Here is a 14,111-nt window from a genome sequence, read left to right as displayed (position 1 = left end):
AGACTTCCGTCTACTTACTTCACAATCAATAACAATAAACTATACTATTTAGAAAATGAACAAGGTAAGCTTAAAACAGGTTACTTTGTACTGATTGATGATGGAGCAACCACTACTCACTATCACATTCTAGCCTATGCGGATCAATCCGGTGAGATTCTTAAGATGAAACGCTTGCCATCAGGAGTTAGAGATTATCTTGACAAAGAAATCGATGGTTTCTATGGTCAAAAAATTAAGATTGAATCTCCACACTCAAACGAATATTACAAAGTGGTTGTGGTTAAATAAGAAAAACGAATCGCCTAATGAGGGATGTATGGGCGATTCGTTTTTTAACTGTAATCAGCCACTACTGAATACCTTTTATAAGATTATATTTGAATTCTAAAGAAAATTAAGAAGAAACCATACTTCCAGCAGGATTGAAAAGCGCATTCATTACTTGAAAAAGGTCGCTCATTTATGTTATAATAGACTGTATTTAAAAAATTTTAAGGAGAAATGACAGAATGTCTGTATCATTTGAAAACAAAGAAACAAACCGTGGTGTCTTGACTTTCACTATCTCTCAAGACCAAATCAAACCAGAATTGGACCGTGTCTTCAACTCAGTGAAGAAATCTCTTAATGTTCCAGGTTTCCGTAAAGGTCACCTTCCACGTCCTATCTTCGACAAAAAATTTGGTGAAGAGTCACTTTACCAAGACGTTATGAACGCTCTTTTGCCAAACGCTTATGAAGCAGCTGTAAAAGAAGCTGGTCTTGAAGTTGTTGCTCAACCAAAAATTGATGTAACTTCAATGGAAAAAGGTCAAGATTGGGTTATCACAGCTGAAGTTGTTACAAAACCTGAAGTAAAATTGGGTGACTACAAAAACCTTGAAGTATCAGTAGATGTAGAAAAAGAAGTAACTGACGCTGACGTTGAAGAGCGTATCGAACGCGAACGCAACAACTTGGCTGAATTGGTTATCAAAGAAGCTGCTGCTGAAAACGGCGACACTGTTGTCATCGACTTCGTTGGTTCTATCGACGGTGTTGAATTTGACGGTGGAAAAGGTGAAAACTTCTCACTTGGACTTGGTTCAGGTCAATTCATCCCTGGTTTCGAAGACCAATTGGTAGGTCACTCAGCTGGTGAAACTGTTGATGTTATCGTAACATTCCCAGAAGACTACCAAGCAGAAGACCTTGCAGGTAAAGAAGCTAAATTCGTAACAACTATCCACGAAGTAAAAGCTAAAGAAGTTCCAGCTCTTGACGATGAGCTTGCAAAAGACATCGATGAAGAAGTTGAAACACTTGCTGAATTGAAAGAAAAATACCGCAACGAATTGGCTGCTGCTAAAGAAGAAGCATACAAAGATGCCGTTGAAGGTGCAGCAATTGATAAAGCTGTAGAAAATGCTGAAATCGTAGAACTTCCAGAAGAAATGATCCACGAAGAAGTTCACCGTTCAGTAAACGAATTCCTTGGAAACTTGCAACGTCAAGGTATCAACCCTGACATGTACTTCCAAATCACTGGAACTACTCAAGAAGATCTTCACAAACAATACCAAGCAGAAGCTGAGTCACGTACTAAGACTAACCTTGTTATCGAAGCAGTTGCTAAAGCTGAAGGTTTTGACGCTTCAGAAGAAGAAATCCAAAAAGAAATCGAGCAATTGGCAGCAGACTACAACATGGAAGTTGCTCAAGTACAAAGCTTGCTTTCAGCTGATATGTTGAAACACGATATCACAATCAAAAAAGCTGTTGAATTGATTACAAGCACAGCAACAGTTAAATAATCTTATACTCTTTGAAAATCAAATTCAAACCACGTCAGCGTCGCCTTACCGTACTCAACTACAGCTTGCGGCTATCTTCCTAGTTTGCTCTTTGATTTTCATTGAGTATTAATAAACAAAAATCCCACCTGATTAGGTGGGTTTTCTTGTGCACTATTTTCCAAAAATCTCTTTGAGGTCTGCGTCTGTAATCCCAATCATGGCTGGGATGCTGTCCCAGTTTTCTTCGGTTAGGATGTAGGATTGTTCAGAGTCACGTGGTGTGGCAGTTTCAGAGATAGCTTGTTGCTTTTCTTCAATATTTTCAATTAAATCACTGAAGCGTTCAATCAGATAGGTTTTTCGAGCTGTTCCGATGTGTTGGGTAGCATAGTCGAAGGCCTGTAATTCACCTAGTAAGATAAGCTTGCTTTTGGCGCGTGTAATGGCTGTATAGATGAGATTGCGCTCCAGCATACGTCGGCTAGCACTGGTAATCGGTAGGATGACAACAGGGAACTCACTTCCCTGAGACTTATGGATACTCATGGCATAGGCCAAGCGAATCTTGTACCATTCGTTACGTGGGTAAGAGACCTCATTGCCATCAAAATCAATGACAATCTCGTCTTGTTTCGACTCAGTGTATTTTCCAGGAATCAGGTCTGTGATGGCTCCTAAATCTCCATTAAAGACATTGATTTCAGCATCGTTGACCAAGTGAATGACCTTATCTCCCTTACGATAGTGGCACTGGGGAGCTTCAAAACTGAGTTGGTCTTTTTGTGGTGGGTTCAGGAGGTCTTGCATGAGTTGGTTGATGGCATCAATTCCTGCAGTCCCTCGGTACATGGGAGCCAGAACCTGGATATCACGGGCAGGGATGCCGCTTCTGAGGGCTGCGCCTAAAATCTTTTCAATAGTAGCAGGGATATGAGCACTAGCAATTTCAAAGTAGGAACGGTCTGCTTTTTTCTGGATGAAATCAGCTGGCAAGATGCCCTGTCGAATCTGACTAGCTAGGGTGACGATAGTTGATTCTTCGCTTTGCCGATAAATTTTTTCCAAGCGAGTTTGAGGAATCAAGGGAATATGAAGCAGATCCGCTAGAACCTGTCCAGGGCTGACAGACGGTAGCTGGTCGCTGTCACCCACGATGAGGATTTTACTGTTAGAAGAGATGTTGGAGAAGAGTTGGTTGGCCAGCCAAGTATCCACCATGGAAAATTCATCTACGATGATAAAGTCAGCATCTAGATAATCTTCCAGATGACTGGTATCATCGTCACCTGTCATTCCTAAATGACGGTGTATGGTCGCGCTAGGCAAACCTGTCAATTCATTCATGCGCCGAGCTGCTCGTCCAGTTGGAGCGGCAAGAAGAATAGGTAGATTGCTTTTTTTTCTGAGGTCAAGTCCTTCTAAAAGGGCATAAACAGCGATAATCCCATTGATAACAGTTGTTTTACCAGTACCAGGACCACCTGTCAGGATAAAGACCTTGTTCTGGATAGCATCACAGATAGCTTGTTTTTGAATGTTATCATACTCAATCCCCAGTTCTTGCTCGACAGTAGTGATATGCTTTTGAATGGATTCTAAATCTTGGCTCTTCTGTTTTCCTTTTTCAAGGATACGAACCAAGTGACTGCGGATACCTTCCTCAGCGAAAAAGAGGCTGTTATCAAAGATTTTGGTATCAATCTGCTGAACCTTGTCTTCTTCGATCAGGTAGGAGAGCTCTTGGGCCACTTGGCTGGGATCCAGTTCCACGGGGCGGGAAGACTCAAGGAGAGTAAGGGTTTGTTCTAGCAGATCTCGTGCTTCAACATAGGTATCCCCTGTTTCCATACAGGCCTGAAAAAGACTGTGAACTAGACCGGCTCGGAAGCGTTCAGGAGCCTGACTTTCTATGCCAAGTTCTTCCGCTAATTGGTCAGCAATAGTAAATCCCAAACCCTTGATATCCTCGACCAACTGGTAGGGATAATTTTCAACCACATCAAGGGTTTCTTCCTTGTAAAAATCTTGAATCTGGAAGGCTAGTTTGTTGGGAATGCCGTAGTTGGCAAGTTTGGCCAAAACCATCTCGGTTCCGTAGTTGAGACGGAGAGTGGAGACGAAAGCCTCGCGATTTTTGGCAGAGAGTCCTGCGATACCTTCTAACTTTTCTGGGTGTTGCAGAATTTCGTCAATGGTATTTTCGCCATAGGTATTCACTATTTTCTGAGCTGTCTTGAGACCAATTCCCTTGAAATGGCTACTTGAAAAGTACTTGACCAAGCCCTTGCTAGTTGGTTTTGCGCGTTCATAACGACTGATTTGCAGTTGCTCCCCATACTTGGAGTGCTGGACAATTTGTCCCCAAAAAGTATAGTCTTCTCCCTCAATCACATCAGCCATGGTGCCCGTGACAATGATTTCAAAATCATCAAAATCCTCTGCGTCCGTATCGTCGATTTCTAGGAGGAGGATACGATAAAAATTGCTGGGATTTTCAAAAATAATCCGTTCAATGGTTCCTGAAAAATAAACTTCCATAAAATTCCTTTGCATGAATAGGTGAGAGTTGGGGGGTATTATAGTCAATAAATAATCATCTTCTCACGATAGAAGAAGAGGCTGAGATTGGTGATTCTCGGCCTCTTAGGTCTCTTAAAATGTTCCGATACGGGTGATTGGCCAGAAGCGGAATTTAGCTTCCCCTGTGATATCTTTTGCTTTAAAAGTACCTACGTGGCGGCTGTCGCTTGAAACCAAGCGGTCGTCTCCGAGGAGAAGGTATTCTCCTTCTGGGACAGTAAAGCTAAAGTTGGTATTGTAGTTGACATCAACTGTGAAGGCTTGGGCTTTTTCAGCAATACTTCTAAAGAAGGTTCCTTTATTTCCTTCAAAGCCCTTGCCTGAGTAGGTGCTTTGGAGTTTGTCATCCTTGAAGCGTTTGATATAGTCAGCTAGGTAAGGTTCATCTGTCTCTTTGTCATTGATGTAAAGTTTATCATTTTCGTAACGGATGGTATCGCCAGGCATTCCGATAACACGTTTGACAATGTCCTTATTGCCATCTTCCTCATGGGCAACCACGATATCAAAACGGTCAATAGGGAGGTGTTTGACAACAAAGAGGATTTCGCCATCCGCTAGGGTAGGATCCATGGAATGCCCTTCTACGCGGACATTGCTCCAAAAAAAGATACGACTTAAAGCTAGTAATGACAGAATTAGGAGGAACAATCCCCACTCTTTTAAGAAATTTTTAAATGAATTCATAACTTACCTTTCTAAGCGTTTTTTCGCTTTTTCAGTATTTTTAAAGTGCAGTTTGGCGCAGAAGTTGAGTCCCTGCATACCATAGGCTTGTATAATCTGGCTAGCCACCTTGTCAGAAGCCGTTCCAGCTCCACTTGGAAGTTGATAGCCCAGCTCTCGTCCAAGATTTTCAAGATTTTCTAGAAAGAGATCACGCGCAATGATAGAAGAAACTGCGACAGCCAAGTATTTGCCCTCAGCCTTTTCTTCTAAGCTGATAGGATTGCTGAAACGATTGGCCTCTTGTGCCAAGTACTTGTCATAATTTTTAGCACTGGTAAAGGCATCAATCACAATTTTCTCAGGCTGAATGCCTTTTTGAAGAAGGAGATAGATAGCCTGGTTATGGAGGGCTACCTTAACAGAAACAGCGTTGTAGCGGTCTCCGATGACCTCGTTGTACTTGCTTGGTGAGAGAAGCAGTGCCTGGTGCTGAATTTTTTCTTTGAGGATAGGGGCAATCTGACGGATTTTTTGGTCGGTCAGAGTTTTAGAATCTCCCACACCGAGTTTTCGCAAGAAGGCATGCTGGTCAGGTGTGACAAAGGAAGCCACAACTGCAAGCCCACCAAAGTAGGAACCATTTCCCACCTCATCTGTCCCAATCAAAGAGAAATTTTGTCCCGTGTTTTCCTCTACAACCTCATAGCCAAAGAAACTAGCATATTTTTCAGCTCCTTCACCCTGAAGCAAGACCTTTCCAGAAGTATAGATAGAAACCGTTGCTTGAGGTAGTCGCAAAAAGTAGCGAATATAGGGATTCTTGCTGGGAGCCAGACTGGTTTGATAGTGTTCAAGAAAAGCCTGAATCTCCTTTTCGCTTGGTGTGAGTGTTATACTTGCCATAGTTTCTATTGTACCACAAAAGCAGGCAAATTTGTAAAAACTGACAAAATTAGCGAATTTTGGTATAATATCGTGAGGTGAATTTTATGGCAAATCTAAATCGATTCAAATTTACATTCGGGAAAAAATCATTAACCTTGACAAGCGAGCATGATAACCTTTTTATGGAGGAAATCGCCAAGGTTGCGACAGAAAAATACCAAGCAATTAAAGAACAAATGCCTAGTGCAGATGATGAAACAATCGCTCTTTTGTTGGCGGTCAACTGTTTATCAACTCAGCTCAGCCGTGAGATTGAATTTGATGATAAGGAGCAAGAATTAGAAGAACTCCGTCACAAGCTTGTGACTTGCAAGCAAGAACAGAGCAAGATTGAGGATTCCTTATGATTTCACTCCTTCTTCTATTGGTCTTGGCTTGGGGATTTTATATCGGCTATCGGAGAGGCCTGCTCTTACAGGTTTATTACCTGATTTCAGCTATGGCATCAGCTTTTGTGGCTGGCCAATTTTATAAGGGGCTGGGAGAACAATTCCATTTATTGCTCCCTTATGCAAATCCGCAGGAAGGTCAGGGAACTTTCTTTTTCCCATCGGATCAACTCTTTCAGCTGGATAAGGTCTTTTATGCAGGTATTGGCTACTTGCTTGTATTTGGGATTGTCTATAGCATCGGTCGTTTGCTTGGTCTCCTCTTACACTTGATTCCTAGTAAAAAACTGGGTGGTAAGTTGTTCCAAGTTTCAGCAGGCATCTTGTCCATGTTGGTAACCTTATTTGTCTTGCAAATGGCCTTGACCATACTAGCAACCATTCCCATGGCAGCTATACAAAATCCTCTTGAAAAGAGTATCGTTGCAAAACACATCATCCAAAGCATACCGGTAACAACCAGTTGGCTCAAACAAATCTGGGTGACAAATTTAATCGGATAAAAAGGGCAGGAGTTTTCCTAGCCCTTTGTTTACAGATTGACTAGAATCTATCAGAATGTAAAAAGCTAATACTCTTCGAAAATCTCTTCAAACCACGTCAGCTTCCATCTGCAACCTCAAAACACTGTTTTAGCAACCTGCGGCTAGCTTACTAGTTTGCTCTTTGATTTTTATTGAGTATCATACACCTAGACATTCAAAGACAAGGAAATAAAGATGAATAAGAAAATATTAGAAACATTAGAGTTCAATAAGGTCAAGGCTTTGTTTGAACCCCATTTGTTGACCGAGCAGGGTTTGGAGCAATTGAGACAGCTGGCTCCGACTGCCAAAGCGGATAAAATCAAACAGGATTTTGCTGAGATGAAGGAAATGCAGGCTCTTTTCGTCGAGCAACCGCATTTTACTATTCTTGCAACCAAGGAAATCGCAGGAGTCTGCAAGCGGTTGGAGATGGGAGCGGACCTCAATATCGAGGAGTTCCTACTCTTGAAGCGCGTACTTCTTGCTAGCCGAGAACTGCAAAGTTTTTATGCCAATCTGGAAAATGTCAGCTTGGAAGAATTAGCCCTTTGGTTTGAGAAATTACACGATTTTCCGCAGTTACAAGGAAATCTTCAAGCTTTTAATGATGCAGGTTTCATTGAAAATTTTGCCAGTGAAGAATTGGCGCGAATCCGTCGAAAAATCCATGATAGCGAGAGTCAGGTACGCGATGTTTTACAGGATCTGCTCAAGCAAAAAGCGCAGATGTTGACAGAAGGGATTATTGCCAGCAGAAATGGCCGTCAGGTTCTACCTGTCAAAAACACCTACCGCAATAAGATTACAGGTGTCGTTCATGATATTTCTGCCAGCGGAAATACCGTCTATATCGAACCCCGCGAGGTGGTCAAACTGAGCGAAGAAATTGCCAGTTTACGAGCAGATGAGCGCTATGAAATGCTTCGCATTCTCCAAGAAATTTCTGAGCGTGTTCGTCCTCATGCGGCTGAGATTGCCAATGATGCTTGGATTATCGGCCATCTGGACTTGATTCGTGCCAAGGTCCGCTTTATCCAAGAAAGGCAAGCAGTCGTTCCTCAGCTGTCAGAAAATCAAGAGATTCAATTGCTCCATGTCTGCCATCCTTTGGTCAAAAATGCCGTCGCAAATGATGTCCATTTTGGTCAAGATTTAACAGCGATTGTCATTACAGGTCCTAATACAGGTGGGAAGACCATCATGCTTAAAACTCTGGGCTTGACGCAGGTTATGGCTCAGTCAGGCTTGCCGATTTTAGCAGATAAGGGAAGTCGTGTTGGTATTTTTGAAGAAATCTTTGCTGATATTGGGGATGAGCAATCTATTGAGCAGAGCTTGTCTACCTTCTCTAGTCACATGACCAATATTGTGGATATTCTTGGTAAGGTCAACCAGCATTCCCTCTTGCTCTTGGATGAGTTGGGAGCTGGTACAGACCCTCAAGAAGGAGCAGCCCTTGCTATGGCTATTTTAGAGGACCTTCGCCTGCGTCAAGTCAAGACCATGGCGACGACCCACTATCCGGAACTCAAAGCCTATGGTATCGAGACAGCCTTTGTGCAAAATGCTAGCATGGAGTTTGATACTGCAACTCTACGCCCGACCTATCGCTTTATGCAGGGTGTGCCTGGCCGAAGCAATGCCTTTGAAATTGCTAAACGTCTAGGCCTATCTGAAGTTATCGTAGGGGATGCCAGTCAGCAGGTTGATCAGGACAATGATGTCAACCGGATTATTGAGCAACTGGAAGAGCAGACGCTAGAGAGTCGCAAACGCTTGGACAATATCCGTGAGGTGGAGCAAGAAAATCTCAAGATGAACCGTGCTCTCAAAAAGCTCTACAATGAGCTCAATCGTGAAAAGGAAACGGAGCTTAATAAGGCGCGTGAACAGGCTGCTGAGATTGTGGACATGGCCCTAAGTGAGAGTGACCAGATTCTCAAAAATCTCCACAGTAAGTCCCAGCTCAAACCTCATGAAATCATTGAAGCCAAGGCCAAGCTGAAAAAATTGGCTCCTGAAAAAGTAAATTTGTCTAAAAATAAGGTCCTTCAAAAGGCCAAGAAAAAACGTGCTCCAAAGGTGGGAGATGATATCGTTGTTCTCAGTTATGGGCAGCGTGGTACCTTGACCAGTCAACTCAAGGACGGCCGCTGGGAAGCCCAAGTTGGCTTGATTAAGATGACTTTAGAAGAGAAAGAATTTGACCTTGTTCAAGCCCAGCACGAAAAGCAAGTCAAGAAGAAACAGGTCAATGTCGTGAAACGAACTTCTGGTCGTGGCCCACAAGCCAGACTGGACCTTCGAGGCAAACGTTATGAAGAGGCTATGAATGAGCTAGATGCCTTTATCGACCAAGCCTTGCTTAATAATATGGCTCAAGTTGATATCATCCATGGTATTGGAACAGGTGTCATCCGTGAAGGTGTCACCAAATATCTACAAAGAAACAAACATGTCAAGAGTTTTGGCTATGCCCCACAAAATGCTGGGGGCAGTGGTGCGACCATTGTCACTTTTAAAGGATAACAGTATTATGGACTTTATAAAGTAAAAACTGTTGAACTAATTTTTACTAATAAACACATTGACAAAAGCCAACATTTTTTGTAAAATAAGAATCAATTAAATACCAACACCGAATGAAGTTTAATAGAAGTGGGGAATCGTTTGATTTTCCATGACTGTAAATGGACGGAACTCTGGAGAGACCGTAAAGGCACCGAAGGGGCAAGGCAGGCAACTGCTCAAACTCTCAGGTAAAAGGACAGAGCTAGGATAGACCGCTTTTTAGCATTTATCTAAGCATTCCAGAGTACATGTATCTTACATGTGCTCTTTCTTTTGGGGTTGAAAAGATAGGAGAAGGAAATGTTAGAATTGCTTAAATCAATTGATGCTTTTGCTTGGGGCCCCCCCCTCTTGATTCTCTTGGTCGGAACAGGGATTTACCTAACTGCCCGTCTAGGTCTCTTGCAGGTTTTGCGGTTGCCCAAAGCCTTTCAGCTTATTTTTACCAAGGATAAGGGGCATGGCGATGTATCCAGTTTTGCGGCACTATGTACAGCCCTAGCAGCGACAGTTGGTACGGGAAATATTATCGGGGTGGCGACGGCTATCAAGGTCGGTGGACCAGGAGCCCTCTTTTGGATGTGGATGGCTGCTTTCTTTGGGATGGCTACCAAGTATGCGGAAGGACTACTAGCTATCAAATACCGTACCAAGGATGATCATGGTGCAGTAGCGGGAGGTCCCATGCACTATATTCTTCTAGGGATGGGAGAAAAGTGGCGTCCCCTTGCCATCTTCTTTGCCCTGGCAGGTGTGCTAGTAGCTTTGTTGGGAATCGGGACCTTCACTCAAGTCAACTCGATTACAGAATCTATCCAAAATACAACAACTATTTCGCCAGCCATCACAGCTCTTGTGTTGTCTGTATTTGTAGCAATTGCAGTCTTTGGTGGACTCAAATCCATTTCAAAGGTTTCAACTACTGTTGTTCCTTTTATGGCCATCATCTATATTTTGGGAACTCTTACAGTTATTTTCTTTAATATTGAGAAGATTCCTGCCACAATCGCTTTAATCTTGACATCGGCTTTTAGTCCAGTTGCTGCGGTCGGTGGATTTGCCGGTGCTAGCATTCGAATGGCTATTCAAAATGGTGTAGCGCGAGGTGTGTTCTCGAACGAATCTGGTCTGGGTTCGGCTCCCATTGCAGCTGCTGCGGCTAAGACAAATGAACCGGTAGAGCAAGGATTGATTTCCATGACAGGAACCTTTATTGACACCCTCATTATCTGTACTCTGACTGGTTTGACCATCTTGGTGACTGGTGTTTGGAGTGGCGACTTAAATGGGGTTGCCTTGACTCAGTCAGCCTTCTCAACAGTCTTTTCACACTTTGGACCTGCCCTTTTGACCATCTTCCTTGTGCTCTTTGCCTTTACAACGATTCTAGGTTGGAACTATTACGGAGAACGTTGTTTTGAGTTTCTCTTTGGGGTTCGCTTTATCTGGCTCTACCGTGTGGTCTTTGTGCTCATGGTTCTGTTGGGAGGATTTATCGAGTTGGATATGGTTTGGATTATCGCAGATATTGTCAATGCCTTGATGGCTCTGCCAAACTTGATTGCCCTCTTAGTCTTGTCGCCGGTCGTTATTGCTGAAACTAAAAAGTATTTTAATAAATAATGAAATCACACATCGCGTGTGATTTTTTTCTTTCATAAAAAATTTCTATCGGTGCAATTTAAAATATATATTATACACGGTATAGAATCTGTGATAGACTAGGTTTCAACAAAATGAAAAGAGGTCTTATGATGACAACATTTACCATTCATACAGTAGAATCAGCACCAGCAGAAGTGAAAGAAATTCTTGAAACAGTAGAAAAAGATAACAATGGCTATATTCCCAACCTAATCGGTCTCTTGGCTAATGCACCCACTGCTTTAGAGGCTTACCGTACTGTCGGAGCTATCAACCGTCGCAACAGCCTGACACCTGTTGAGCGCGAAGTGGTGCAAATCACGGCAGCTGTGACCAATGGTTGTGCCTTCTGTGTCGCAGGTCATACCGCCTTTTCAATCAAACAAATCCAGATGAATGATGATCTGCTTCAAGCCCTTCGCAATCGTACTCCAATTGAAACAGATCCTAAATTGGACACCCTAGCTAAGTTTACCTTGGCAGTTATCAATACCAAGGGTCGTGTAGGAGATGAAGCCTTAGCTGAATTTCTAGAAGCTGGCTACAGCCAACAAAATGCCTTGGATGTGGTTCTTGGTGTCAGTCTAGCAAGCCTCTGTAACTATGCCAACAACCTAGCCAATACACCAATTAATCCAGAATTGCAACCTTATGCTTAATTCATATCTGAGTAAAATGAAGTCTGAAATCAACGGACTTCGTTTTTTATCTCCTCATTTAAGCGCTTTTATGCTATACTGAAACTAACATGATTATTGGAGGTTAGGATGAAAAAACTCCCCTTGGTATTTTCTGGTTGTTTGTTAGGTTTGGCAGGAGCTGGAAATCTTATTTTAGATACGTTGCCGGTTCTGTCCCATCTTTTTAGTCTGACAGGTTTGGTTTTGTGGCTCTTTTTTCTGCTTCTGCATCTTTTTAATTGGAAAGAAACCAAGCAAGAATTGACCAAGCCCCCACTTTTGTCAGGAATGGCCACCTTTCCCATGGCTGGGATGATTTTATCGACTTATGTCTTTCGAGTCTTCCCTCATTTCCCTTTGGTTGCTCAAGGACTCTGGTGGTTTTCATTTCTCTTGGATGTGGCTCTGATTGCTGGCTTCACTATCAAATTTGCCTATCCGGGGCGGAGGGTTCATGCGACTCCTAGCTGGACGGTTCTCTATGTGGGGATAGCAGTAGCAGCCTTGACCTATCCTCTTGTAGGTATCATCGAAATTGCCTATGCGACCTTGAGTTTTGGTTTTCTCCTAACCTTCTATCTCTACCCGCTTATTTATAGTGATTTAAAGAAACATCCGCTCCCACTAGCCTTGCTTGGACAGGAAGGAATCTACTGTGCTCCCTTCTCTCTGCTCTTGGCTTCTCTGGTTCGAGTTGGAGGAGCTAGCCTACCGACTTGGCTCTTGATTGTCATGATTTTGGCTTCCCAATCCTTCTTTTTCTTTGTTTTAACTCGTCTGCCCAATATTTTAAAACAAGGTTTTCAACCAGCCTTCTCAGCACTCACCTTCCCAACCATTATCACAGCTACTTCGCTTAAGATGGCTCAGGGAATCTTGAAACTTCCATTTTTGGATTATTTGGTACTGGTTGAAACTATTATATGCCTCACTATTTTATTATTTGTATTAGGTGCTTATCTAATTTGGTTACGAAAAAAGGTCTAGCTAGAAATAGCTAGGCCTTATTTTTATGGTTTGATAACTTCAGCGCCACCCATGTATGGACGAAGAACTTCTGGGATGGTCACAGAACCATCTGCATTTTGGTAGTTTTCAAGAATAGCAGCCACTGTACGTCCAACTGCAAGTCCAGAACCGTTCAAGGTATGGAGCAATTTCACCTTGCCATCTGCTTCATCACGGTAACGGATTTGGGCACGACGGGCTTGGAAATCTTCTGTGTTTGAACAGCTTGAAATTTCACGGTAGGTATTTTGTGCTGGAATCCAAACTTCCAAGTCATAAGTTTTAGCAGCTGAGAAGCCCATATCTCCAGTAGAGAGAGCAACGACACGGTATGGAAGGTTAAGTTTTTGAAGGATATTTTCAGCGTTAGCTGTCATTTTTTCCAATTCTTCATAAGATTCTTCTGGTTTAGCAAATTTAACCATTTCAACCTTGTGGAATTGGTGCAAACGAATCAAGCCACGAGTATCTCGGCCAGCTGAACCAGCCTCAGAACGGAATGATGGGCTCATAGCAGTGAAGTAGATTGGCAGGTCTTTACCGTCAAGGATTTCATCACGGTAGTAGTTTGTCAGAGGAACTTCGGCTGTAGGAATAAGGACATAATTGCTGTCACTGAGTTCAAAAGTGTCTTCCTTGAATTTTGGATATTGACCAGTACCAAACATAGAATCGTGGTTAACCATGTAAGGTGTGATGACTTCTGTATAGCCTTCTTTTCCATGTTCATCCAACATAAAGTTGTAGATGGCACGTTCCAAACGAGCGCCGAGACCTTTATAGAAGAGGAAGCGAGCTCCTGTTACCTTACCACCACGTTCCCAGTCAAGGATATCAAGGTCTTCGCCAAGATCCCAGTGAGCTTTAGGTTCGAAATCAAACTCGCGTGGAGTACCCCAACGGCGAACTTCCACATTGTCATCTTCGTCAACCCCAACAGGAACGCTATTAGCTGGAATATTTGGAAGAGTAGTGGTAAATTCTGTCAATTTAGCATCGATGTCTGCCAATTCAGCATCCAAGGCTTTAACCTCAGCAGATAGAGTTTGCATGGCAGCAATCTTGTCATCTGCATTTTCCTTGTTGCGCTTAGCTTGGGCAATCTCAGCAGAAACTGTGTTACGTTCTGCTTTTAAAGTTTCAACCTTGACCAAGATGTCACGACGTTTAGCATCGATTTCTTTCATCTCATTCAAGATAGCAGCATCTACACCACGTGTAGCTAATTTTTCTGCGACAGCATCAAAGTCTGTACGAATACGTTTGATATCTAACATAAGAACTCCTTTATGAAAAAAGCACACCTGACAAAGCGTTGGA

Annotated in this window: 11 protein-coding genes, 1 pseudogene and 1 riboswitch; of the genes and pseudogenes, 8 read left to right on the top strand and 4 right to left on the bottom strand. The window is 42.8% G+C overall.

Features of this window, described 5'->3' with window-relative positions; genetic code table 11:
* Both ACLNCW_RS02550 and tig read left to right on the top strand, forming a co-directional pair.
* Positions 1–291 (top strand): annotated as a pseudogene (locus ACLNCW_RS02550) (N-acetylmuramoyl-L-alanine amidase family protein); the annotation flags it as partial.
* Between the two features lie 221 nt (positions 292–512).
* On the top strand, positions 513–1,796 hold the full coding sequence (tig, locus tag ACLNCW_RS02545) for a trigger factor (protein WP_424845315.1): 1,284 nt from the start codon (positions 513–515) through the stop codon (positions 1,794–1,796).
* Between the two features lie 153 nt (positions 1,797–1,949).
* Here tig and recD2 read toward each other — a convergent pair whose 3' ends face one another.
* From recD2 to rnhC, 3 genes are all read right to left on the bottom strand, one after another.
* Complete coding sequence (recD2, locus tag ACLNCW_RS02540) at positions 1,950–4,316, bottom strand: SF1B family DNA helicase RecD2 (RefSeq protein WP_424845314.1); 2,367 nt, start codon at positions 4,314–4,316, stop codon at positions 1,950–1,952.
* A 114-nt stretch (positions 4,317–4,430) separates the two neighbouring features.
* Positions 4,431–5,045 carry a signal peptidase I gene (gene lepB / locus ACLNCW_RS02535; RefSeq protein WP_004245100.1) on the bottom strand — a complete coding sequence of 205 codons (615 nt, stop codon included), beginning with the start codon at positions 5,043–5,045 and terminating at the stop codon, positions 4,431–4,433.
* Positions 5,046–5,048: 3 nt separating this feature from the next.
* Complete coding sequence (rnhC, locus tag ACLNCW_RS02530) at positions 5,049–5,930, bottom strand: ribonuclease HIII (protein ID WP_261042146.1); 882 nt, start codon at positions 5,928–5,930, stop codon at positions 5,049–5,051.
* Between the two features lie 86 nt (positions 5,931–6,016).
* Between rnhC and zapA the strand changes: the two genes are divergently transcribed.
* The 6 genes from zapA (at position 6,017) to ACLNCW_RS02500 (ending at position 12,770) form a co-directional block, all read left to right on the top strand.
* The gene (gene zapA, locus ACLNCW_RS02525) at positions 6,017–6,319 is read left to right on the top strand and encodes a cell division protein ZapA (RefSeq protein WP_000002019.1); all 303 of its coding nucleotides are present in this window, start codon (positions 6,017–6,019) and stop codon (positions 6,317–6,319) included.
* The gene (locus ACLNCW_RS02520; protein ID WP_000624513.1) at positions 6,316–6,864 is read left to right on the top strand and encodes a CvpA family protein; all 549 of its coding nucleotides are present in this window, start codon (positions 6,316–6,318) and stop codon (positions 6,862–6,864) included. The genes zapA and ACLNCW_RS02520 overlap by 4 nt, the downstream gene beginning before the upstream one ends.
* Before the next feature lie 216 nt (positions 6,865–7,080).
* Positions 7,081–9,417, top strand: coding sequence for an endonuclease MutS2 (locus ACLNCW_RS02515; RefSeq protein ID WP_424845313.1), 2,337 nt, complete (start codon positions 7,081–7,083; stop codon positions 9,415–9,417).
* A 163-nt stretch (positions 9,418–9,580) separates the two neighbouring features.
* A riboswitch (glycine riboswitch) is annotated at positions 9,581–9,669 on the top strand.
* Between the two features lie 90 nt (positions 9,670–9,759).
* The gene (locus tag ACLNCW_RS02510; protein WP_424845312.1) at positions 9,760–11,082 is read left to right on the top strand and encodes an alanine/glycine:cation symporter family protein; all 1,323 of its coding nucleotides are present in this window, start codon (positions 9,760–9,762) and stop codon (positions 11,080–11,082) included.
* A 131-nt stretch (positions 11,083–11,213) separates the two neighbouring features.
* Complete coding sequence (locus ACLNCW_RS02505) at positions 11,214–11,762, top strand: carboxymuconolactone decarboxylase family protein (RefSeq protein ID WP_261100283.1); 549 nt, start codon at positions 11,214–11,216, stop codon at positions 11,760–11,762.
* A gap of 108 nt (positions 11,763–11,870) precedes the next feature.
* On the top strand, positions 11,871–12,770 hold the full coding sequence (locus tag ACLNCW_RS02500; protein WP_424845311.1) for a TDT family transporter: 900 nt from the start codon (positions 11,871–11,873) through the stop codon (positions 12,768–12,770).
* A 23-nt stretch (positions 12,771–12,793) separates the two neighbouring features.
* Here the strand turns inward: ACLNCW_RS02500 and serS are convergent, their stop codons facing one another.
* Positions 12,794–14,068 (bottom strand): serine--tRNA ligase, encoded by a 1,275-nt coding sequence (serS, locus tag ACLNCW_RS02495; RefSeq protein WP_424845310.1) that lies wholly within the window; start codon positions 14,066–14,068, stop codon positions 12,794–12,796.
* Positions 14,069–14,111 lie beyond the last annotated feature (43 nt).

The sequence above is a fragment of the Streptococcus sp. CL6.22 genome, from assembly GCF_049738055.1.
GTDB lineage: Bacteria > Bacillota > Bacilli > Lactobacillales > Streptococcaceae > Streptococcus > Streptococcus mitis_DJ.
Note: the sequence above shows the minus strand (reverse complement) of the source record. Positions and strands in the feature narration are given on the sequence as shown.